The 22,013-nt window shown below is 48.7% G+C and carries 18 protein-coding genes; 14 read left to right on the top strand and 4 right to left on the bottom strand.

What is annotated here, in order from left to right:
• Window positions 1-30: 30 nt before the first annotated feature.
• Genes LAJLEIBI_RS02980 through galE form a run of 3 tightly spaced genes read left to right on the top strand, consistent with a single transcriptional unit; the run spans window position 31 to window position 3,106 of the window.
• On the top strand, window positions 31-957 hold the full coding sequence (locus tag LAJLEIBI_RS02980; protein ID WP_006444761.1) for a nucleotidyltransferase family protein: 927 nt from the start codon (window positions 31-33) through the stop codon (window positions 955-957).
• On the top strand, window positions 957-2,075 hold the full coding sequence (locus tag LAJLEIBI_RS02985) for a phosphotransferase enzyme family protein (RefSeq protein WP_006444762.1): 1,119 nt from the start codon (window positions 957-959) through the stop codon (window positions 2,073-2,075). The genes LAJLEIBI_RS02980 and LAJLEIBI_RS02985 overlap by 1 nt, the downstream gene beginning before the upstream one ends.
• Window positions 2,076-2,086: 11 nt before the next feature.
• Window positions 2,087-3,106 (top strand): UDP-glucose 4-epimerase GalE, encoded by a 1,020-nt coding sequence (gene galE / locus LAJLEIBI_RS02990; protein WP_006444763.1) that lies wholly within the window; start codon window positions 2,087-2,089, stop codon window positions 3,104-3,106.
• A gap of 53 nt (window positions 3,107-3,159) precedes the next feature.
• On the opposite strand, the gene LAJLEIBI_RS02995 is transcribed toward galE, so the two are convergent.
• Together LAJLEIBI_RS02995 and LAJLEIBI_RS03000 are read right to left on the bottom strand one after the other, a co-directional pair.
• Window positions 3,160-4,689, bottom strand: a complete 1,530-nt coding sequence (locus tag LAJLEIBI_RS02995) for a response regulator transcription factor (RefSeq protein WP_006444764.1) — start codon at window positions 4,687-4,689, stop codon at window positions 3,160-3,162.
• Window positions 4,664-5,884 carry a sensor histidine kinase gene (locus LAJLEIBI_RS03000; protein ID WP_390527571.1) on the bottom strand — a complete coding sequence of 407 codons (1,221 nt, stop codon included), beginning with the start codon at window positions 5,882-5,884 and terminating at the stop codon, window positions 4,664-4,666. The genes LAJLEIBI_RS02995 and LAJLEIBI_RS03000 overlap by 26 nt, the downstream gene beginning before the upstream one ends.
• A gap of 749 nt (window positions 5,885-6,633) precedes the next feature.
• On the opposite strand from LAJLEIBI_RS03000, the gene LAJLEIBI_RS03005 reads away from it, so the two are divergent.
• The 5 genes from LAJLEIBI_RS03005 to hxlB all read left to right on the top strand — a co-directional run bounded on the left by LAJLEIBI_RS03005 (window position 6,634) and on the right by hxlB (window position 11,870).
• Window positions 6,634-7,689 carry a substrate-binding domain-containing protein gene (locus LAJLEIBI_RS03005; protein ID WP_050765563.1) on the top strand — a complete coding sequence of 352 codons (1,056 nt, stop codon included), beginning with the start codon at window positions 6,634-6,636 and terminating at the stop codon, window positions 7,687-7,689.
• A gap of 74 nt (window positions 7,690-7,763) precedes the next feature.
• Entirely contained in the window at window positions 7,764-9,287 is a 1,524-nt protein-coding gene (locus LAJLEIBI_RS03010) for a sugar ABC transporter ATP-binding protein (RefSeq protein WP_040435940.1), read from the top strand.
• Entirely contained in the window at window positions 9,284-10,273 is a 990-nt protein-coding gene (locus LAJLEIBI_RS03015; RefSeq protein ID WP_006444769.1) for an ABC transporter permease, read from the top strand. The genes LAJLEIBI_RS03010 and LAJLEIBI_RS03015 overlap by 4 nt, the downstream gene beginning before the upstream one ends.
• An 11-nt stretch (window positions 10,274-10,284) precedes the next feature.
• Complete coding sequence (locus tag LAJLEIBI_RS03020; RefSeq protein WP_006444770.1) at window positions 10,285-11,298, top strand: ABC transporter permease; 1,014 nt, start codon at window positions 10,285-10,287, stop codon at window positions 11,296-11,298.
• A gap of 2 nt (window positions 11,299-11,300) precedes the next feature.
• Window positions 11,301-11,870 carry a 6-phospho-3-hexuloisomerase gene (hxlB, locus tag LAJLEIBI_RS03025; protein ID WP_040435941.1) on the top strand — a complete coding sequence of 190 codons (570 nt, stop codon included), beginning with the start codon at window positions 11,301-11,303 and terminating at the stop codon, window positions 11,868-11,870.
• Window positions 11,871-11,988: 118 nt separating this feature from the next.
• On the opposite strand, the gene LAJLEIBI_RS03030 is transcribed toward hxlB, so the two are convergent.
• Window positions 11,989-12,840 carry an AraC family transcriptional regulator gene (locus tag LAJLEIBI_RS03030; RefSeq protein ID WP_006444772.1) on the bottom strand — a complete coding sequence of 284 codons (852 nt, stop codon included), beginning with the start codon at window positions 12,838-12,840 and terminating at the stop codon, window positions 11,989-11,991.
• A gap of 243 nt (window positions 12,841-13,083) precedes the next feature.
• Here LAJLEIBI_RS03030 and LAJLEIBI_RS03035 point away from each other — a divergent pair, with 243 nt between their 5' ends.
• From LAJLEIBI_RS03035 to dnaB, 3 genes are read left to right on the top strand one after another with little or no spacing between them, the layout of a single operon-like run.
• On the top strand, window positions 13,084-15,138 hold the full coding sequence (locus LAJLEIBI_RS03035; RefSeq protein WP_006444773.1) for a DHH family phosphoesterase: 2,055 nt from the start codon (window positions 13,084-13,086) through the stop codon (window positions 15,136-15,138).
• Window position 15,139: 1 nt separating this feature from the next.
• Window positions 15,140-15,589 (top strand): 50S ribosomal protein L9, encoded by a 450-nt coding sequence (gene rplI, locus LAJLEIBI_RS03040; RefSeq protein ID WP_006444774.1) that lies wholly within the window; start codon window positions 15,140-15,142, stop codon window positions 15,587-15,589.
• Window positions 15,590-15,601: 12 nt separating this feature from the next.
• Window positions 15,602-16,942, top strand: coding sequence for a replicative DNA helicase (gene dnaB, locus LAJLEIBI_RS03045; RefSeq protein ID WP_006444775.1), 1,341 nt, complete (start codon window positions 15,602-15,604; stop codon window positions 16,940-16,942).
• Here the strand turns inward: dnaB and LAJLEIBI_RS03050 are convergent.
• On the bottom strand, window positions 16,925-17,281 hold the full coding sequence (locus tag LAJLEIBI_RS03050) for a hypothetical protein (RefSeq protein WP_006444776.1): 357 nt from the start codon (window positions 17,279-17,281) through the stop codon (window positions 16,925-16,927). The genes dnaB and LAJLEIBI_RS03050 overlap by 18 nt on opposite strands.
• 210 nt (window positions 17,282-17,491) lie before the next feature.
• On the opposite strand from LAJLEIBI_RS03050, the gene LAJLEIBI_RS03055 reads away from it, so the two are divergent.
• From LAJLEIBI_RS03055 to LAJLEIBI_RS03065, 3 genes are read left to right on the top strand one after another with little or no spacing between them, the layout of a single operon-like run.
• Window positions 17,492-19,171, top strand: coding sequence for a tetratricopeptide repeat protein (locus LAJLEIBI_RS03055; protein ID WP_006444777.1), 1,680 nt, complete (start codon window positions 17,492-17,494; stop codon window positions 19,169-19,171).
• A 37-nt stretch (window positions 19,172-19,208) separates the two neighbouring features.
• Window positions 19,209-21,515 (top strand): FHA domain-containing protein, encoded by a 2,307-nt coding sequence (locus LAJLEIBI_RS03060; protein ID WP_147570518.1) that lies wholly within the window; start codon window positions 19,209-19,211, stop codon window positions 21,513-21,515.
• A gap of 12 nt (window positions 21,516-21,527) precedes the next feature.
• Window positions 21,528-22,013 carry an FHA domain-containing protein gene (locus LAJLEIBI_RS03065; protein ID WP_006444779.1) on the top strand — a complete coding sequence of 162 codons (486 nt, stop codon included), beginning with the start codon at window positions 21,528-21,530 and terminating at the stop codon, window positions 22,011-22,013.

Below are 22,013 nucleotides of genomic sequence, written 5' to 3' on the forward strand. Positions count from 1 at the left end.
TGATTAATAATAGAGCTTGGAGGAAAGACAATGAATAAACCGGTATTGGTCATCATGGCGGCAGGAATGGGCAGCCGTTATGGTGGATTAAAACAGATAGACCCAGTAGACGAAGAAGGACATATTATCATGGATTTTTCCATGTTTGATGCAAAAAGAGCCGGATTTGAAAAGGTTATCTTTATCATTAAGAGGGAAAATGAGGCTGATTTCAGAGCAGCCGTGGGCGACCGCATGGAGAAATATATGGAAGTGTCGTACGCGTTCCAGGAGATCGATAATATCCCGGACGGCTACCAGGTTCCGGAAGGACGCGTAAAACCATGGGGGACGGCTCACGCGGTCTTAAGTTGCATCGACCAGATAGACGGACCGTTTGCTGTCATCAATGCAGACGACTATTACGGTCAGGAGGCATTCCGGCTTATCTATGATTATCTTGCGTCTCATGAAGATGACGATAAATACCGTTATACAATGGTTGGATACGAGCTTGGCAATACGGTGACAGATAACGGGCATGTGGCGCGCGGTGTGTGCGACATGAACAGTGAGGGTGAGCTGATCGCCATTCATGAGAGGACCCGCATCGAGAAGCGGGACGGCGGCATAGCCTATACAGAGGACGACGGTGCAACGTGGGTGAGCGTGCCCGCCGATACGACCGTGTCCATGAACATGTGGGGATTCACGAGAAGCATACTGGATGAGATAAAGGCAGGATTCCCGGCATTTCTTAATGAGGGACTGAAGAAAAATCCGATGAAATGTGAATATTTCCTGCCGGCGGTCGTAAGTGATCTGCTCGGCGAGGACAGAGCGACGGTCGCTGTGCTGAAATCTGCGGATAAATGGTACGGTGTTACTTATAAAGAGGATAAGCCGGTCGTTATGTCGGCCATAAAAAAGATGAAAGATGATGGTCTGTATCCGGCGCATCTTTGGGAGGAAGCGTAATGTCACAGATAACGAGAGAACAGCGCGATGAGGTGATCGCGCATTTCCAGTACGAAGGGATGCTCGTAGAGGAATGCCCTTACGGAAGCGGCCATATCAATGATACGTTCCTTCTTGTATTTGACATAGCGGAGATGGGACAGATCAAAGTTATTCTCCAGAGGATGAATAAGGATGTGTTCGAGAAACCGGTAGAGCTCATGGAGAATATTCTCGGGGTCACGTCTTACCTGAGAGCGCGGATCATAGAGAACGGCGGCGACCCGGAGAGGGAGACGCTCAACGTGATACCTACGGTGGACGGAAAGCCGTATTATCTTGATTCAAAAGGCGATTACTGGCGCTCCTACAAGTTTATCACAGATGCAACGAGCTATGACCAGGTGGAAAAACCGGAGCATTTCTACCAGAGCGCGGTGGCGTTCGGCAACTTTCAGCGGCTGCTGGCAGATTATCCCGCAGAGACGCTGCATGAGACGATAAAAGGGTTCCACAATACAAAGGCCAGATTTGCCACATTTAAGCAGGTGGTGGAAGAAGATGTGATGGGCCGTGCCGCGTCCGTGCAGAAAGAGATACAATTTGTGCTCGACCGGGAGGAGACCGCAGATTATTTCTGTGATCTGCTCGACAGAGGAGAACTGCCTCTTCGCGTAACACACAACGATACGAAGCTTAATAACATTATGATCGACAACAAGACCGGCAGAGGGATCTGTGTCATTGACCTGGATACAGTTATGCCGGGACTGGCCATGCATGATTTTGGGGATTCTATCCGCTTTGGCGCCAGTACGGCCGCGGAAGATGAGCAGAATCTCGACAAGGTCTCCTGCAGCATGGAGCTTTTTGAATTGTATGCAAAAGGTTACATTGAAGGCTGCGGCGGAAAACTGACAAAGCGTGAGATAGAGCTGATGCCTATGGGGGCAAAGACGATGACATACGAGTGCGGTATGAGGTTCCTGACAGACTATCTGCAGGGGGACACATATTTCAAGATCCACAGGGAGAAGCACAACCTGGACAGATGCCGCACACAGTTTAAGCTGGTTGAAGATATGGAGCAGAAGTGGTATACTATGCAGGACATCGTTAACAAGTACAGCAACAGCTAGGAGGCAGAAATATGGCAAAAATATTGATAACAGGCGGCGCAGGCTACATAGGAAGTCATACGGCGCTGGAACTGCTGAATGAAGGTTACGAGGTAGTTGTCTATGACAACCTGAGCAATTCTTCCAGAGAGTCCATAAGAAGAGTGGAAGAACTGACCGGAAAAGAAATAACGTTTTATGAAGGTGATGTTCTCGATGAAGCGGCACTGGAGAAAATGTTCGAGGAAGAGAAGGCAGACGCGGTCCTCCACTGCGCGGCATTGAAAGCGGTCGGGGAATCGGTGCAGAAGCCACTTGAATACTATCAGAATAATATCACGGGTACACTGAGCCTCATGAAAGTTATGCGAAAGGTCGGGGTGAAGAACATCGTGTTCAGCTCGTCCGCAACGGTGTATGGAAACCCGGAGATCATACCGATCACGGAGGACTGCCCGAAAGGACAGTGCACGAATCCTTATGGATGGACGAAATCAATGATGGAACAGATCATGACGGACGTACAGAAGGCAGACCCCGACTGGAATGTGATCCTTCTGCGCTACTTCAATCCGGTAGGAGCCCACAAGAGCGGCCGCATCGGTGAAGACCCGAAAGGCATTCCGAACAATCTGATGCCTTATATCTCACAGGTAGCTGTTGGCAAGCTTGAGAAGCTGGGCGTCTTCGGGGACGATTACGACACACCGGACGGAACCGGAGTGCGTGACTATATCCACGTGGTGGACCTGGCGATCGGTCATGTGAAGGCGATCGATTATATTCTCACCAACCCGGGACTTGATATTATCAATCTGGGAACAGGCGTCGGATATTCGGTGCTTGATATGGCAAAAGCGTTCGGAAAAGCGAGCGGGAAAGAGATCCCGTATGAGATCAAGCCGAGACGGGAAGGCGATATCGCCATGTGTTATGCGGACCCGGCGAAAGCAGCTAAAGTGCTTGGATGGAAGGCGGAGAGAGGGCTGGACGAGATGTGTGAAGACACATGGAGATGGCAGTCACAGAACCCGAACGGATATAACAGTTAGAATATCAGAGAATGTGAGGAGACAGCTTACTGCAGCAGGCAGGCTGTCTCCTTTTAGTATTCGGCGTCACCGTGGAGCATCTTCATATATTTGCTTGGCGACATTCCGGTGGATTTCTTGAATATCTGACTGAAATATTGTGGATTATTTCCGCAGCCGACCATATCTGCCACGTTCTGGATAGAGTCAAGGTCGGAGGAAGCGAGAATTTCTTTTGCCCGTTTTATTCTCATGTCGGTCAGATATCTGGAAAATTTACAGCCTGTCTCTTTTAAGAATCTTTTGCTCAGATAATCAACATTCATAAACAGATAGTTTTCTGCGATCCATTTCAGAGACAGTCCTGAATCACAAATATGCGATTCTACGTACTCCTGTATCTTATGGCTGATATCGCCGGTATATTTCTGTGAGTGGTATTCTTCAAAAAAGCATGTAAGCTGGTCATCTAACAGGTTGGAGATCTCGCGGCAGTCTTTTTCTTTTTCCAGCTTTATGAGAAACTCGGCGGCGTCTACCATATCAAATGAACGGAGTCTTGCGACGGAAAAGATAATGACCGAGGAGGCAAGCTGCTTTAAAAAGTCAGCGTCGGAAAGCGAAGACAGCGTACTTCTAAGCTCCAGAAATGCCTGTCCGGAGGATGCTTTTTCAGGAGAATATATAGAGGCTGTAATCCGCTGTACTTCCTTGATGATATTCTGATAATTATATATGGAAAGTGTATTGCTGCCCTCTGTAAAATATATGATCTCATATTTTTTTATGTGGGGGATAAGCTCTTTCAGCATAGCGGAAAGGTTCGGGCAGTGATCGTGCCTGTATTTAATGGTAACGGACTGGTCTAATACTACCGTATCCAGAAAGTTATATATCTTTCCCAGATCGTCGTTTACCGACTTAAAGAAGAATATCAAAGTGTTATATACATAAATGATGTTGAACACGATACCCGGGCAGATATCATCGCGGAATTGCTGGAGCTTCTCCAGTAATAACGGATAGCTTTCCGGCGTAACAAAGTAAATATAAAATATCTCATAAGGAACATTATCAAAATCTAGATAACGCTTATAGTTTGAAAAAATATAAGAAAATTCTTTATCTGTCTCCGGACTGAGGCTGTCGTTCATGATTCCCACCATCAGGTTCAGATTCATATTTCTTGCGATAAAGCTCTGCGGCGGGGTATCTTTGGATGTAAGGTAATCAGCATAATCTTTCCTTACATCTTTCAGGCTGTCTATTATCTGCTCTTCATTGCAAGGCTTCAGCAGATAATGTCTGACACCATACTGCATGGCTTTTTTGGCATATTCAAATTCACCATACCCGGAAAGAATTATAAATTGTGTGTCTTTGTTGACCGCGTGTATACGCTGAATAAGGTCAAGGCCTGAAAGCCCGGGCATTTTAATGTCTGTGAGAACGATTTCAGGATATTCGTCCAGAATGATATTGTAAGCTTCGATTCCGTCTTTTGCCGTACCGATGAGCTTTAGAGAAAGGGCGTCCCAGTCGATCAGGTCCGCTATGGTCTCCCGTATTATTTTTTCATCATCTACGATCAATACTTTCAGCATATGTTCCTCCCGGTATTATGATTCTTGCGACTGCATGTTCTTCATCCTTGTTAAAGAGAGTAAGACCATAGCCGGTCCCATAAGTCAGCTGGATACGTTTGTGGATATTCAGAAGCCCGATCCCAAATCCGTGCGGGGTGATCAGGCCGTTTTCAAGTTTTTCAAGCAGATCATTCTCAAACTGAGAACCGTTGTTGATCACATCTATCACGATCGTGTCTTTATGGCGGGAACCTTCCAGCCATATATGACACACTTCCGTACTCTTTTCCATTGCATAATTGACAGAATTTTCTACGAGCGGCTGAATCGTAAAGTGAGGCAGTGTGACAGACAGTATGGCGGGATCTACGTTCTGGGAGTAAGTCAGCCTGTCCTCAAAACGGATACGCTGGATCGTCAGGTAACACTGTACAATTTCTAATTCGTGGCTCAGAGTAAAGTTCTTTGAACCGGAACTTAAAGTTTCACGCAGCAGAGTGCCAAGCGACTCCACCATGGAGGATATATTTTTTTCACCGATCGCTTTCGCACGCCAGTTCACCGCTTCCAGCGTATTATAAAGGAAATGTGGGTTGATCTGATTTTCCAGTGCTTTCAGCCTGGCGTCTTTGGAAAGGATCTCATTGACATAGTTTTGTTGGATCAAGTCCTGTATCTTTATGGTCATCTGGTCAAACTGATTGTGAAGAACACCAATTTCATCGATTCTGCCGCTGTAGTCATAGCCGATATCCGGCGCTTTTGACTCGTCTTTCCCAAAGGCCTTCATTTTATTTACAAGGCGCCGGAAATCCTCTGTTACAGAACGGATCAGCATTCTGGAGAGCAGGATCGCAATGAGCACCGATATGAGGATGATAGCCAGCGCCAGCACCATAGTGAAGCTCAGCGCCGCAAAAATGTGGTCATAGGGGACGAGACAGATGTATTCCCAGGAAGTGTTCTTTATCGTTCCCTGAACAGCAAAATACCTGTTTGAATCGACCGTTACAACTCCGTAATCCGAGCGCAGCCGCCTGTGGATATCTTTAAGCTGTTCTGAGCCTATACCGTCGGAATGGTAGAATTCCGTACCGTTATCCATCAGAACGTACTGTGTCTCTTCCGATGGAAGAACAGAACTGGTCGAAGAGCGGATCAGCCGGTTCATGTCCACACATACAACGACAGTACCCAGCCTGTGAAAATTCATCTGTTCCACCCTCCGTGAGTCACGGCCGAGAAAAAGTCCGTAGGAGTTACAGTAGTCTGTGACGGCGCACGGATATCCCGATACATTATTGGCGGCGGCGATAACTTCCCTGTGAACCTGTTCAGGCACGGAGGAGCTTTGGGCTTCATAACTTTGTACGACCCCGCCGGGATAGTACAGGTTGATATAGCTGATGTTGTTGTTCTTGTATGTCTGGTAATAATCTGCAAGCAGCGTTTCCAGTGAGCTTTTTGCATTACCGGTACGGATCATTGACTCGTCATCATTTAAAGTGATCAGGTTCTTTCGTATATTTGAATTCGAGACGATGGCGCTCGTCATAGATTCAATATTGGATATTTTTCTGGAAATATCCTCCGCACTGTAAGTTAATGAACCGGCAAGAGCCTGATACAGCAGCTTGTTGCTCGAATGTAATACCATTGTGATACCTGCAATAGAGGAAGAGATCATAAGCAGTATCACGATCAGAAGAATGCCTACGATTTTAGTCCCCAGCTGCAGATTTGCGATTCTGGTCATCATTGTTTTTTTAGTTTTCATTGTAAATATCTCCATGTCTGTCTGCTAACAATACTTATTATAGTGTATATTTGCCCGCGGAAAAAGGCCTGAAACAAATAGAGCGGAATTTTGGAAAAATAAGACGGAAATGTTTATATCATATTAAAAATAAAGCCTCTATAATGTGCTTATGCAAAAGAAAACAAATGTAAGGAGGAATGAAGATGAAAAAATTGGTTTCAGTATTATTGTGTATTATGCTTGCTGCCGCAATGGTGACAGGATGTGGGAGCAGCGACGCGGGCTCGGGAACCGGGGACAAGAAAACAAAGGAGACAAAAGAGACAGGTGAGGAAAAGACAGCAGATCCTGAGGAGTATCAGGTTGTTATGGTCGTAAAGCAGAGCGATTCATGGTTTGACGACATGGCTACGGGTGTAGAACAGCTGAAAAAAGATACAGGACTGAACGTCTCTGTTCAAGTTCCGGAGACAGGAGATGCCGCAAGTCAGATCTCTATTATGGAAGATCTGATCGCGCAGGGGGTAGATGCGATCTGCGTAGTTCCAAATGATCCGGAGGCACTTGTGCCGACGATCGAAAAAGCAAGAGAATCGGGCATTGTGGTAGTCACACATGAGGCGCCGGGCATTGCCGGTGATGTGGATCTGGATGTAGAGGCGTTTGTAAATGAAGAGTTCGGACAGCTGTTTGGAGAAAAACTTGCTTCGGCCATGGACGGAAAAGGAAAATATGCCGGTTTTGTAGGCGGCCTGACGATGGAGACACATATGGCGTGGTATAAGGCGGCGGTTGCCTATATAGAAGAGAACTACCCGGATATGGAATGTGTCTCTAAAGAACCTTATGAGGATGGAAACAGCATAGACGGAGCCCATGATAAGGCATTGGAGATCCTGAAGGCGTATCCGGATATCAAGGGATTCTTTGACTGTTCCGCACAGGGAGGCGGTATTTGTGAGACGCTGCAGGAAAAGAACAAGACAGATGATATAAAAGTTGTATCTCTGGCGCTGCCGTCTATGTCCGCTACGTATCTGGAAGACGGCTCTATGGCCGCAGGGCTGGCATGGAGACCGGCCGACGCGGGATATGCAACATGCTACGCCGCGTACCTGCTGGCATCAGGGCAGAAAGTAGAGACAGGAACCGACCTTAAGATCACCGGTTACGAAGAGATGGAAGTAAAAGACGGAGTTGCCTATGGGAATGCGCCTCTTGAATTCTCATCCGATAATATCAATGATTACAATTTCTAGACAGAATCAAAGCTGCTGCCCGATTATGCTGATCGGGCAGCAGCTTTATGAGACACACGCTTGGAGGTAGCATTATGGGAACAGTCTTAGAAGCCAGACATATATACAAGTCATTTGTCGGTGTTCAGGCGCTGAAGGATATCAATATTAAGATCGAAAGCGGAAAGATCCACTGCCTTGCCGGAGAGAACGGATGCGGCAAATCGACATTTGTAAAAAACATCTCAGGCGTATATACGCCTGACTCAGGAGAAGTTGTTTTAAACGGCAGCCTGTATCATTGCCTGACGCCGGCGCAGGCAATGAAGGAAGGAATACAGGTGATATATCAGGATTTATCGCTGTTTCAACATCTGACAGTGGCAGAAAATATAGCGATCAGCAGACTTAAGTCTGACAGGAAGCGTATCGTAAACTGGAAGAAGGTACGTGAGATCGCAGGAGAGCAGCTTGACAAGATCGGCGTTCGGATGGATATCGATCAGCCGGTAGGAGAGATATCAATGGCAAACAGGCAGATCACCGCAATATGCAGAGCGCTTGCGCAGGATGCCAGAATTCTTTTTATGGATGAACCAACGACCGCGCTTACGAAGACGGAAGTCGACAGGCTGATGAAAATAATGCTGGATCTTAAGAAGAAGGGACTAGCGGTCATTTTTATCAGCCATAAGCTGGACGAAGTATTTTCAGTGGCAGACACTATTACGATTTTCCGAAATGGGGAAAAGATCGGTGACTTTGAGAGCAAAGAGCTGGATAAGAAAAGTCTATCTTATCATATGACAGGGAGGGAAGTGGAATACCCGCGGTACCGGCGTTCTGTCAAAGATGACACACCGGTTCTGGAGATCGAAGATCTCACGAGAAAAGGACAGTACGAGTCGCTTTCTCTTACCGTACGCTCCGGGGACATCGTGGGGGTGACCGGGCTTCTTGGTTCCGGGAGAACGGAACTTGCGTTATCGCTGTTTGGACTGAATCCCGCAGACAGCGGACGGATCAAAATAGACGGAAAAGAAGCTGCCATATCGTCGCCGATGGCCGCCAAAAAACTGGGCATTGCTCTGCTTCCGGAGGACCGTTTTCGTCAGGGACTGTTCGTGGACAGAGAGGTGAAGGAAAATATATCATCTGCGATCATAGATGACATCTCCGGGAAAGGACTTCTCGATAAAGACAGAGAGAAAAAAGTCGCAGAAGATTACACGCGTCAGCTGAAGGTGAGGACGCCTTCTGTTGAAACTGCAGTCGGAACGTTGTCGGGAGGGAATCAGCAGAAGGTTGTGATAGGGAAGTGGACTGCGGCTAAGCCGAGGGTCTTTATCATGGATACTCCTACGGTTGGGATCGACATCGGTTCAAAGGCAGAAATATACGAACAGATACATAAGCTTGCGGCGGACGGAATGTCAATTATCTTTATTTCTGATGAGATACAGGAAATTATCGCAAACTGCAACCGGGTAATGGTCCTTGCAGACGGCAGATGCGTACGGATGCTGGAAGAGGAAGACTTAAAAGAAAATGCGGAGCAGACGATAACAGAACTTATCGGACGGCATGCAGAGGAGACCGCAAAGGGGGGAGCGTTATGAAGATAAGGAAATTAGACCGGTTTCAGGGGATTCTCCTGCTGATAATTATTTTGTACAGTGTTTTTGTCGCGGTCAAGAATCCGGCGTTCATACATATAGAAACTATTTTTGATATTACCCGTGTCGCGTCGACTACGCTGATGGTTGCCATCGGCCTTCTCGTAGTGATGATCTCGGGAGGGATCGACGTATCATTTATGGCAGTTGCCCTGTTCGGAAGCTACACGACGATAAACATTATGATCGGAACCGGAATAGACAATCTGGCATTCGCTTTTTTCAGCTCTGCGCTTATCGGCGGCATACTGGGAGTTATCAACGCTCTGCTCATCAGCTGGCTTAAGCTGCCGCCATTTATCATTACACTTGGAACTCAGAATCTGTTCCATGGAATTATGACAACATTTATCAGCGATAAGTCTTTTGGCGCGGGCGTGCTTCCGGAAAGTCTGCATTCCTTTGGACAGGCTTCTGTATTTAAGATAAAAGATGTGGGGCTGACAGCTTCTGTGATCCCGGTACTGCTGGCCGCCCTTGTGACCTGGTTTGTTTTATACAGGACAATGGTCGGAAGAGGGATATTTGCGGTTGGAAATGATGAAGAGTCCGCCAGAAGGGCTGGATTCAACCCGTTTAGGATCAGGCTGTTTGTGTATGTCTATTCGGGGATCCTGGCCGGGATCATGGGCATGATGTATGTGGCACAGACAAATGCCCTGTATCCGAATAAGCTCGTCGGCGATGAACTGATCGTAGTGGCCGCGGTTGTGATCGGCGGGACAAAGATCACGGGAGGGCAGGGAAAAATATTTGGAGCCGTCCTCGGCGTGATCATTATCTATCTTCTAAATACAACGCTGATCATGATCGGTCTGTCATCCTCGTGGAACAATCTGTTTGTAGGGACTATTCTGGTCATCTCAGTAGCTGTGACATCATATCAGGAAAAGGTGAAGAATCGAAATAACCTTATCTTTACAGAATAGGGAGGCAGAAGATGAATAAAGTAAATAAAATGATCCGCAGAGATCTAAATCTGAGTATTCTAACAGGAGTGACCGTGCTTGTGCTGCTGTGGTCGGCGGTATCCTTCGGGGACGCAATGTACTCTCTGAAAAATATACAGTCTATGACGTTCCAGATCCCGGAATTTGGATTTTTGGCTTTGGCGATGATGTTGTCCAATATGATCGGAGGAATCGATCTGTCCATTATCGCCAATGCAAATACAGTTGCCATCATGAGCGCATATATTCTCAACGGACAATGGGCGTTTGGGCTGACAGGACCGGCAAGGATCGCGGCCGCGGTCATAGCCGCACTGATCGTAAGCCTTCTGTTCGGTCTGCTGAACGGAGTGCTCATTTCCAGGACTTCGGCCCCTCCACTCATAGCGACACTGGGCACGATGACATTGTTCCAGGGTATCGGGATGGCAGTGACAGGAGGAGCGAGTGTCGGGAACATTGATAAGGGATTTGCGCAGATGGGCAAGGCAACGCTGATACAGATCCCCCTTATTTTCTGGCTGTTTCTGGCGGCGGCAGTGATTCTGGGCATGGTCATGTCAAAAAGCAAGTTTGGAAGAAAACTATATCTGTATGGAGATAATCCTACGGCTTCCAGATTCTCGGCCATAGATAATGATAAGATGTGCATCTGTACCTTTCTTTTGACAGGCGTTCTCGCGGGGATGGCGGGCCTGATCGTACTCAGCAGAGTCAATTCCGCCAAAGTGGGATATGGTGATTCTTATCTGCTCCAGACGCTGATCGTATGTGTGGTCGGAGGGATCGATCCAAACGGCGGCAAGGGCAGAGTGGGCGGAGTGCTGATCGCAGTCATACTGATGCAGATCTTATCCAGCGCTTTTACAATTATGTCATTGTCCCCTTACACGAAGAAATTGATCTGGGGGATCATGCTCGTACTTGTGCTCGGTCTGAATTACGCGTTAAAAAAGTATACCAATATGACGGAACTTAGAAAAAGTCTGAAAGAGGGGTGTTAGAAGTGAGCGAAGAGAAATATAAGGAATTGTATAAAACGATACTTCTGGAACACGAAAAGGTATTTGAAAAACAGGATCTGACAGAATTACAGCAGTTCATGGAACATATAAAAACGGCCGGGCGCGTTTTTCTTATGGGCGTCGGCAGAGAAGGCATTGCCGCGCGGGCGTTTGCCATGCGGCTGATGCATCTTGGAAAAGAAGTACACTGGATCTGGGACGATACGACGCCGGGCATGGCGGCCGGAGACTTATTCATCGCCGTCAATGGTTCGGGAAAAATAGGACATATTCACTATGTGACAGAGCGGGCGAAAGAAAGCGGCGCGGCTGTCGCGGTCGTCACAGGGGGACCAAAAGAAAAGACACCGGCTCTTGCGGACTGTGTACTGTTTGTTCCGGCGTGCGTCTATAACGGCACGGATGACAGGGCGGTGCCCTCCGTACAGCCGATGGGCAACTTATTTGAACAGCATCTGTTTCTTCTGTTCGATATTATCATCATACAGCTGGAAGAAGAGATGCAGCTCACACATGCGCAGATGGAAGCAAGGCACAGAAATGTAGAATAATTCCGGGATAAGCGAAAAAAACAGCAGATACAGAAGAGAAGCCGCGTGAACGGCAGACAGTTCTGTATCTGCTGTTTTCATTTACATATGAGGCGGCAGGACGCCGGTTTATGTCCGGTCAGTCCTTTTGTCTCACCGGTATCCATACTTCATACTGCGCGTTATCCGGATCCGCGTTCAGGTATACTTCAATATCTGGTGCGTCGGCATATTCATATCCGGAGCCCGGCAGCCATTCTGTGACGATCCGCTGTTCCAGTTCCTGGATGGAACGGTTTGTCCCTGAACCGGTGAAGATGGCCCAGGTGGCTGCCGGAACATGGTATTCCTCCAGACTGCCGGTAAGCTCCATATCGCTTGACACTGCCAGATAGTACCGCCACTCATCTTCGTCGTGGCAGGCGCTGACACCTAACAGCCCCATCGGCCGGCCGTTCATCATTTTAGCGAGAGCTCCGATCGTGCCGTCCGCGGCCGCCTTCTGCCAGAGTCCCGGGACAACGGAGAAGTTCTCTTCGATATCTTTGTGAAGAGGCTCCGATATACCGATGATGCGGAAAGATTCCTTTGCTTCGATTCTGTAATTCATTTCTTCCACTCCTTTGATCGTTATTTGAAAACTTATGGGCGGAAATGATTTGAGCACTGCGCCTTCCTTTTTTGCGGACGACGGCGTGATCCCGTGTATGCTCTGAAACGCCCGGTTAAAGGCTGTAGGGGAAGCATAGCCGTACTTTAAAGCGATATCCAGAACCTTTGCCCCTTTATTCTGCAGGTCCGCGGCCGCCAGCGTCATCCGTCTGCGGCGTATATATTCGGAAAGCGGGACGCCCGCCATAAAGGCGAACATCCTCTGGAAATGATAGGTGGAGCAGCAGGCCGTTCTGGCTGCCTGCGCGTAATCAAGCTCCTCCGTAATATTTTCTTCAATATAATTCACCGCTTTGTTGAGACGTTCTATCCATTCCATACATGCCTTCTCCTTTTCCCATGCTTTATTATAGTTTCTTTTATGTGCGCCTGCCTCTCTTTTTGTGCAAATAAAAGAGAGGCTGTTTTACATAATTGAGTAGTGTTATAATTATACAGTTTTACCGAAAAGATACAAGTCCTTTCCTTTCTCCGGGAAAGATGTTATAATATTGGCGTATATTGTGTGGCTCTGTTTAGAAAGAGACTGTGACTGTTATAGGTCAGATTAGAGGATGGAGATATGAAAGAGAATAAGAAAGTCCAGCTGAAGGGCCAGCTGAGACTGTATATGCAATGGCCGGCCATCATGGCGCTGTTTCTTGTGGCCGTGAACATATGGATATACAAGCTGGATAGGCGCGCGGGGACATTGATGTTCATATTCCTGCTCATTTATATTGTGATGGTAGGTATATTGTATCTGTACAGCAAGTCTGTCATTATGAAAGATCTCGTTGAATTTGCCGCTCAGTACGGTATCGTGCAGAATACGCTGCTTCGGGAACTGTCTGTTCCGTATGCGATCCTTCTGGAGGACGGCAAGGCGATATGGATGAACGACAAGTTTGAAGAGATATTCGGAAGAAAGCCGAAAGGGGAGGCCTATGTAAGTAAGTACATCCCTGAGCTGAACAAGAACATATTCCCAAAAGAAGAAGATGAGATCGTGGAGATGGATGTCTACTACGAAAACCGGGAATATAAGGCGGTGCTCCGGCGCGTGTCGGTGGCAGGCTTCAGTGAGACAGAACAGCTGATGGAGCTCCCGGAGGAGCGGGAATACTTTATCGCCGTATATCTCAACGATGTGACGGAACTGAACGTATGTAAGAAAGAAAATGAAGAACAGCGTCTCGTTGCGGGACTCATATATATTGACAATTATGACGAAGTGATCAACAGCGTGGAAGAGGTGCGCCAGTCTCTTTTGATGGCGCTCGTTGACCGTAAGATCAACCAGTATATTGCCAGAGTGGACGGCATTGTCAAGAAGCTGGAAAATGATAAATATTTTATAGCGATCAAGAAGCAGTATTTTAAAAAGCTGGAACAGGATAAATTTTCACTGCTTGAGGATGTGAAGTCGGTCAACATCGGAAACGGGATCCCCGCTACGCTCAGCATCGGACTTGGACTCAGCAATTCGGCGTATTCGCAGAGCTATAACTATGCCCGCGTCGCCATTGACCTTGCGCTCGCCCGCGGAGGCGACCAGGCGGTGATAAAGGACTGCAGCGGTATCACTTACTATGGAGGCAAGCGGGAGCAGACGTCCAAGAACACAAGAGTGAAAGCGAGGGTAAAAGCGGAAGCGCTCAGAGAGTTTATCACCGTAAAGGAACACATTCTCGTTATGGGACATAAGCTGACGGACGTAGATTCCTTCGGCGCGGCGGTTGGAATATACAGGGCGGCGGCCGCTCTTGAAAAGAAGGCGCACATTATCATAAATGAGGTGTCCGCTTCGCTTCGCCCGCTGTATGAAGTATACGCAAACGACCCTGCCTATCCGGAGGACCTGTTTTTGAATTCACAGCAGGCCATCGACATGGCGGACGCGGACACGATGGTCGTTGTCGTGGATACGAACCGGCCGCAGATGACAGAGTGTGAGGAACTGCTCCGCATGACACGCACGATCGTCGTGCTGGATCACCACAGACAGAGCAGCGATAATATTGACAATGCGCTGCTGTCGTACATTGAGCCGTACGCGTCTTCTGCGTGTGAGATGGTCGCGGAGGTTCTGCAGTATATCGTAGATGATATCAAGATACCCAATATCGAGGCGAGCAGCCTGTATGCGGGCATTATGATCGACACGAACAATTTCATGAACCGGACCGGGGTGCGTACGTTTGAAGCCGCGGCATTTCTGCGCCGGTGCGGCGCGGACATCACGCTTGTGCGCAAGATGTTCCGGGACGACATGGATGCGTACCGGGCAAAGGCTGAGATCATCAGCAGCGCGGAAGTATATGAGGATAAGTTCGCCATCGCGCGGGGCACGGGGCTTGCCATAGAAAGTCCGACGATCATAGGCGCCCAGGCGGCCAATGAGCTGCTGGATATAAGCCAGATCAAGGCGTCCTTCGTGCTGACAGAGTACAACGGCAAGATCTATATAAGCGCAAGGTCCATCGACGAAGTGAATGTGCAGATCATTATGGAGCGTCTCGGCGGCGGCGGACATATGAACGCGGCGGGCGCGCAGCTTCTGGATGTAAATATGGACCAGGCGGTGGAGAAGCTTCAGGAAGTAATACATGACATGGTAGAAGGAGGAGACATCTAAGATGAAAGTAATATTAAATGAAGACGTGAAATCACTCGGAAAAAAGGGAGATATCGTGGAGGTGAGCGACGGCTACGCCAGGAACTTTATCCTTAAGAATAAAAAAGGGGTGGAAGCCAACAGCAAGAACCTGAACGACTTAAAGCTTAAGAAGGCAAATGCCGATAAGGTTGCCCAGGAGCAGTATGAGGCTGCCAAAGAGCTTGGCGCCAGGATCGAAGAAGGAAGCATAAAAGTGTCCATCAAAGTCGGGGAGGGCGGCAAGGCGTTTGGAGCCGTGTCCTCCAAGGAGATCTCCGCAGAGGTGAAGGCACAGATGGGTCTGGAGATCGATAAGAAAAAGGTACAGCTCAAAGAGACGATCAAGACGCTCGGGACACATAATGTTCCAATCAAACTGCATCCGAAGGTGACAGCAGAGCTGAAAGTTGTTGTTACGGAAGAAGTATAGGAGGAGGGCGGTATGGAAGAGGCGCTCATTAAAAGAGTCATGCCCCATAGCGTGGAAGCGGAACAGTCGGTCGTAGGCGCCATGCTGATGGATAAGGACGCCATCATGACCGCGTCTGAGATCATCAGCGGAAAAGATTTTTACCAGTCTGCTTACGGCGTGATATTTGATTCCATGGTAGAGCTTTTTAACGAAGGCAAGCCGGTGGATCTGATCACGCTTCAGGAGCGGCTGAAGGAAAAAGATGTGCCTGCGGAGATCGCAAGCCTGGAATTTGTCAAGGATCTTGTGACCGCCGTTCCTACGTCTGCCAACGTTAAGTATTATGCGGATATTGTGTCCGACAAGTCCATGATGCGGAAGCTGATCAAGCTCAATGAAGAGATCGCCAACATATGTTACGCTGGAAAAGAGCCGCTTGAGTCGGTGCTTGAGACAACGGAGAAATCAGTGTTTGATCTGCTGCAGAGGCGCAACACGGGAGATTATGTCCCGATCAAGGACGTCGTGCTGAACGCGCTGGACCGCATTGAGAAGGCGTCCAAGAACAAAGGGACTGTCACGGGGATCCCGACCGGGTTTATAGATCTGGATTACAAGCTCTCAGGCCTCCAGCCGTCGGACCTGGTGCTCGTGGCGGCAAGGCCGTCCATGGGTAAGACGGCTTTTGTCCTGAATATCGCACAGTACATCGCGTTCAAGAAAGATAAGGGCGTGGCGATCTTCAGTCTGGAAATGTCAAAGGAGCAGCTTGTGAACCGTCTGTTTTCCCTTGAGTCACAGGTGGACGCCCAGGCACTCCGTACAGGTAATATGAAAGATTCCGACTGGGAGAAGCTTATAGAGGGGGCGGGCATTATCGGCCAGTCCAACTTGATCATAGACGATACCCCCGGTATCTCGGTGTCAGAGCTGCGTTCCAAATGCCGGAAGTACAAGCTGGAACATGGCCTTGATATCGTCATCATAGACTACCTGCAGCTCATGACCGGAAGCGTCGGTAAGAGCTCCGAATCAAGGCAGCAGGAAATATCCGAGATATCGCGTTCCCTCAAGGCGCTCGCAAGAGAGCTGAGTGTTCCGGTGATCGCGCTGTCCCAGCTAAGCCGTGCCGTAGAGAGCAGGCCGGATAAAAGACCTATGCTTTCTGACCTGCGTGAGTCGGGGGCCATTGAGCAGGACGCCGACGTAGTTATGTTTATATACAGAGATGAATACTATAACAAAGATTCAGAATATAAGAAACAGGCAGAGATCATTATTGCAAAACAAAGAAACGGCCCTGTAGGGACCGTTCATCTGGCTTGGCTTGGCGAGTACACAAAGTTCGCCAACCTAAGCAGGCAGGAATAATTTTTTCAGCTTTTCCACTGGGCCGGTTCCCGCTGCAGCTTTCCGGTAAGATTGCTGCTGGCGGATGAGCTGGTCCAGTTTTTTAAATTGTTCATCCTCCTGGCGCTCCTTTGCATCGAGAAGGAAGGACATCTCTTTGCTGAACATGGACATAAGTACCTCATTGTTGTTTTCCAGCATGCGCTTCATGTACAACTGCTCTCTGGTACGGCGGATGTCAGGGATCAAGGCCTTCAGATCTGAAAAAGGCACCCCCTGCTCGTACAATTCTTTGATACAGCCATACAGTTTTGCGTCATCTTTTGTCTCGCGTCTCAACTGTTCTAATGCGTTTCCCATTATTATACCCCCTTATGAATAAAGATTCTTTCATGGAGTAATCATAGCACACGGCTGTGGTAAAACGAGTCAAAACCCGTCGAGGACAAACAAAAAACTAAAAATGGCATATTTATTGTATTTTATGCAAATATAGTGAAATGCATTCTAAAAAAATGATATAATCATAAAAGAATATATGTAAAAAATTGGAAGAAAAGAGGGAACGGCATGTATTGCAGAAAATGCGGAGCCGAGAATGAGGCCGGCAGCAGATTTTGCTGTAAATGCGGCGAGCCGGTAACGGAATCTTCGGCGGAAAGCGGGGGTAAGTCCAACGGCGGGAAAAAGAAGAAAGTGTTGTGGGTGTGCCTGGCCATCTGTATTCTGGCAGCCGCTGCTGCGGCCGCACTGTTTACGGCAGCAAAGCAGAATAAAGAAAAGCAGTTCGGCGACAATGTGGCGAAGGCAGACAAGTATATGGAAGAACTGGACTATGACAACGCAAAGGACAGCTATCTGAAAGCGATCAGCATAGACGGGAAACAGGAGGAGCCGTATATACAGCTGGCCCGCATATATGAGAAAACGAATGAACCGGAAAAGGCGAGGGAAATTCTCAAGCAGGGGGTAAAGAATACGGGGAGCGCTGTGATAAAGAATAAATACAGCCTTTATACGTACGTGGATGAGGTGCTTATCCCGGAACTTGGGCAGTGCAGCCCGGGAACGTATATGACAGAATACAGAAAGGTAAGTACGTACGGCGCGCGCGTGGAAAGTATACACAGTGAGGCGGGAGTGGTCACATACCGGATCATGGATTTTGACTCCGACGGGGAGGCAGAACTGCTGGTGGTTATACTGGACAACAAGGCGGTGAATGAATGGGACGGTTCTCAGGAGAATAAGATATCTTTACAAATGTATGAAAATGAGAATGGCACAATTGTGAAAAGCGACGAGTGGAGCCCACAGGTAAATGTCTTCGGCACATTAGACTTTGAGGAGGATATGCTCTTTCTGAAGGAAAAGGACGATGAGATCTATATATGCGGCAGTTTTTCCGGTCTCGCATATGTGCTGGCAGACGGCTGGGGATTTGAGTCATTTGTTCTGACGTATGACGGCGGATTCCAGAAGTATACCGGAACGGACGGGGAGACAGGAGGCTCTTCTTTTGAGGACAGCGAAAGTGACGCGTATGCGATGGCGGAACGGCTGGAACATATTGGCTTGACGAAATCAGCGGCTGAGATCAGGGACTCGTGGATGATGAAACTTTCCATGGACGATGAGATGGATGATATTCTCTTTACCATAACCGGCAGGCGGCAAAATGAAGGTCATTTCGTGTATTCCAATAATTTTACTGCGGAGGAACTCGGAAAAATAGACCTGGAGTTTACCATCTGGCAGCAGGGGGAATACCAAAAAGCCAAAGGGCAGGATACAGCAGCAGGGGAGACTGAAGATGTGGATTACAGGGCAGCCTATGAGCCTGTTGTCAGTCAGGCGCTTGAAGATTACGGAACATACAATACGTACGCGCTCTGGGACATAGACAGGGACGGAGTACAGGAGCTTCTTGTCCTGTGCGGCCACGCGGAGGCTGACTATACGTATAAGGTATATACGGCTAAAGGAGGAGCGGCAGTGTATATAGGCGAGTTCACCGGGTCCCACACTGCGCTGTACGGACCGGAGGAAGAGGGGGAACCGTACATAATGGCAGTCCAGTGTCATATGGACACTGAGGTCATCGCCCGGGTCATGGTTGCTGACAGCAGCGTTGTATACGAGCAGATCTCCAGCCGGGAAGTGCCCGGAGGACTGGATTACTATACGAACCCGTTCCCGATCCCGTTTTGCGACGTGTCGGACATGACGCTGGTTGATGAGGCCGGGTAAGAAGGAACTCGGAGGAAAGAGAGTAGAAGAGGATAAAATGGAAACTAGAACACTGACAATTATTGATACAGGCAGCCAGCTTACCGAAGTAAAGCTGGAGAGCTTTGGAAAAGAGAATGTCACGCTGGGGCGCAGTCGGGAGCAGTGTGATATCGTCATACCGGATAACATCGTGTCCAAACTGCACGGAACGTTTTTCCTGGATGGGGAGCGAACCTGGTATGAAGATAACGGCAGCATGAACGGTACGTTCATCGGCGACGGGCAACAGCGGCGGCTGCTCACAGGAGGCAGCGGCTATGCTGAGCTCTATGACAAGACGGTGCTGAGGATCGGGGATGTACATGCCCCGGACAAGATGATACTCCTGTTATACAGGGTGATCCCGGAGGGAGAGGTGTGGAAAAAGGCGCCGCTTAAAGGTGAAGGCATCAGCATCGGGCGCGGATCCGGGTGCCAGATCAGGCTGAAGCATCCCGGGGTGTCCAAGGTGCACTGCTTTGTTCTGCCGCAGGACGGCGGCTATGTGCTGAAGGATAACCACAGCACGAACGGAGTGATGATAAACGGACGCAGCGCCGCGGGAGCGGTCTTGCTCAGAGATAAAGACCTGATCCAGATACTGGATTACCAGCTTTTCTTTTCCGGCGAGTGCATCTATTACAAAGCGACAGCACAGGGAATCTCGCTGAGGGCGTGCAGCATTAATAAATACGTGGGCCGCGGGAAGAAAAAGAAGCAGATCTTAAAAAATGTCAGATGTGAGATACAGGGAAATGAATTTGTGGCTATCATAGGGGGCTCAGGCGCGGGAAAGACTACGCTCATGAACGCGGTGAGCGGATTCGAGCCGGAGTTTGACGGCAAAGTGTACTGTAATGGCATCGATCTCATAGAACAGTTCCAGAATCTGAAGAGTATTATCGGGTTCGTGCCGCAGCAGGATATCATTTATGAGAATCTGACGCTGCGCAGGATGCTCTATTATACGGCAAAGATGAAGATGCCCGAAGATACCCAGGGGCAGGAGATCAAAGAGCGGATAGACGAGGTCCTTTCTATGGTCGGCTTGAAAGAGCACGAAGGTACGTACATACGCAAGCTCTCGGGAGGACAGAAAAAGAGGGCCAGCATAGCGGTTGAACTGCTGGCGGACCCGAAGCTGTTCTTTCTCGATGAACCGACCTCGGGGCTGGATCCGGGAACCGAGAAAAATCTGATGATGACGCTCAGTACGCTTTCAAAAGAGCAGAATAAGACGATAATCATGGTCACACATACGACACAGAACCTGCATCTATGTGACAAGGTGATATTTATGGGGCCGGGCGGCAGGCTCTGTTTCTGCGGCAGTGTCAATGCCGCAAAAGCATTCTATGAGACGGACGACCTTGTAAATATTTATAACATGATCGCGGAAAATCCATGGCTGTGGGAGCGAAGATATGCCGCTTACCGCAAGGACAAAGAGACAAAGGAAGAGCCATCAGCAAGGTCCGAACTGATGAAGCAGAGAAGTGTATCCGCGTTCCGGCAGTTTTCCATCTTGACAATGCGGTACGCAGAGCTTATGAAAAACGACCGGCCGAGGCTCGGCGTGCTCCTGCTGCAGCCGCTGCTCATTGCGGTACTGCTCAATGTGGTGGCAGATAAAAATATATTCAAGATATACGAGAGTACGAAGTCCATGCTGTTTGCGCTGAGCTGTTCCGGTATCTGGATCGGACTGTTCAATTCTATACAGGAGATATGCAAAGAGCGGGTGATACTGAAGCGGGAATATATGGCGAATCTGAAATTACCAGGATACGTGATGTCAAAGTTTGTCCTGCAGGCGGCGCTCGGATTCGTACAGGCGCTCATTTTGACAGTTGTATTTTTACAGCTGGTGGGAAAGGACAGAGAAGGCATCTTCTTGTCCGGGTTTGGGCCGGAGATCGTATTTACCGTCTGGCTGACCATACTGGCGTCCGTCACGATGGGATTTGTCATATCTTCCATGGTGGAGACGGGAGATAAAGCGATGGCAGTGGCGCCCTTTGTTCTCATTATTCAGCTGTTGTTCTCAGGTATTTTGTTCACGCTGAAGGGAGCCGGTGAGATCATATCTTACTGTACTGTCAGCCGCTGGTCGGTGGAGGGGCTTGGAAGCATCGCAAAGCTGAACCGGCTGGATCTTAAGCTTCAGAAGGACTATCCGATGCTGGAACATGCGGCGGAGAGCTTTTTTAAGGCCACAAAGGGACATGTGCTGACAGCGTGGGGCATCCTGGCGTTTATGACTGTACTCTTCATGGGGATCAGTATCGTGATGCTGAAAAGAATATCAAAGGACCGCAGATAGGAGGAAGTTAGAATGGATTATCTTGATGGATGGAAAGAGGCGGGCGAGGTGTTTATCCCGCCGCTTAAGAAAAAGGGATTTGGCGAGGACATTATCATCAGAAAAAGAATAGAACCGGCGGGAGAGAGACCGGTTCCTGTCCGGGAGGAGCAGTGTGCGTACACGGGAAGCGAGCCTACGGTATTCGCCGCGCACGTTCCGCGCGCGTATATAAAGAGACTGAAAGACGGCAGGACAACAGAGCTTGCCGGGCGCGAGACGGTCATTGGAAAAGAGAGAGATTCGGACTGCGTCATTACGGACAATCCGACGGTGAGCCGGCACCACGCACGCATCACCGCGTCGGCGGACGGATATTATCTGGAAGATCTTGGCTCTTCCAACCATACTTATATAGACGGCAGCGAGATCAAAAAGCCGGTCAGACTTGCCGGCGGCATGTGCTTTCAGCTGTCGGATGAAGAGTTTCAGTTTATGTTAGAGGCGGGGCAGGAATGA

The organism is [Clostridium] hylemonae DSM 15053 (assembly GCF_008281175.1).
Lineage (GTDB): Bacteria > Bacillota > Clostridia > Lachnospirales > Lachnospiraceae > Extibacter > Extibacter hylemonae.

What these genes read in the sequence shown, in the direction of transcription:
- galE (WP_006444763.1), top strand. Translation starts at nt 2,087, where the DNA reads ATGGCAAAAATATTGATAACAGGCGGCGCAGGCTACATAGGAAGTCAT.
- LAJLEIBI_RS02995 (WP_006444764.1), bottom strand. Translation starts at nt 4,689, where the DNA reads ATGCTGAAAGTATTGATCGTAGATGATGAAAAAATAATACGGGAGACC.
- LAJLEIBI_RS03065 (WP_006444779.1), top strand. Translation starts at nt 21,528, where the DNA reads ATGGATTATCTTGATGGATGGAAAGAGGCGGGCGAGGTGTTTATCCCG.
- LAJLEIBI_RS03000 (WP_390527571.1), bottom strand. Translation starts at nt 5,884, where the DNA reads ATGAATTTTCACAGGCTGGGTACTGTCGTTGTATGTGTGGACATGAAC.
- LAJLEIBI_RS03020 (WP_006444770.1), top strand. Translation starts at nt 10,285, where the DNA reads ATGAATAAAGTAAATAAAATGATCCGCAGAGATCTAAATCTGAGTATT.
- dnaB (WP_006444775.1), top strand. Translation starts at nt 15,602, where the DNA reads ATGGAAGAGGCGCTCATTAAAAGAGTCATGCCCCATAGCGTGGAAGCG.
- LAJLEIBI_RS03010 (WP_040435940.1), top strand. Translation starts at nt 7,764, where the DNA reads ATGGGAACAGTCTTAGAAGCCAGACATATATACAAGTCATTTGTCGGT.
- LAJLEIBI_RS02980 (WP_006444761.1), top strand. Translation starts at nt 31, where the DNA reads ATGAATAAACCGGTATTGGTCATCATGGCGGCAGGAATGGGCAGCCGT.
- LAJLEIBI_RS02985 (WP_006444762.1), top strand. Translation starts at nt 957, where the DNA reads ATGTCACAGATAACGAGAGAACAGCGCGATGAGGTGATCGCGCATTTC.
- LAJLEIBI_RS03035 (WP_006444773.1), top strand. Translation starts at nt 13,084, where the DNA reads ATGAAAGAGAATAAGAAAGTCCAGCTGAAGGGCCAGCTGAGACTGTAT.
- rplI (WP_006444774.1), top strand. Translation starts at nt 15,140, where the DNA reads ATGAAAGTAATATTAAATGAAGACGTGAAATCACTCGGAAAAAAGGGA.
- LAJLEIBI_RS03055 (WP_006444777.1), top strand. Translation starts at nt 17,492, where the DNA reads ATGTATTGCAGAAAATGCGGAGCCGAGAATGAGGCCGGCAGCAGATTT.
- LAJLEIBI_RS03030 (WP_006444772.1), bottom strand. Translation starts at nt 12,840, where the DNA reads ATGGAATGGATAGAACGTCTCAACAAAGCGGTGAATTATATTGAAGAA.
- LAJLEIBI_RS03060 (WP_147570518.1), top strand. Translation starts at nt 19,209, where the DNA reads ATGGAAACTAGAACACTGACAATTATTGATACAGGCAGCCAGCTTACC.
- LAJLEIBI_RS03050 (WP_006444776.1), bottom strand. Translation starts at nt 17,281, where the DNA reads ATGGGAAACGCATTAGAACAGTTGAGACGCGAGACAAAAGATGACGCA.
- LAJLEIBI_RS03015 (WP_006444769.1), top strand. Translation starts at nt 9,284, where the DNA reads ATGAAGATAAGGAAATTAGACCGGTTTCAGGGGATTCTCCTGCTGATA.
- LAJLEIBI_RS03005 (WP_050765563.1), top strand. Translation starts at nt 6,634, where the DNA reads ATGAAAAAATTGGTTTCAGTATTATTGTGTATTATGCTTGCTGCCGCA.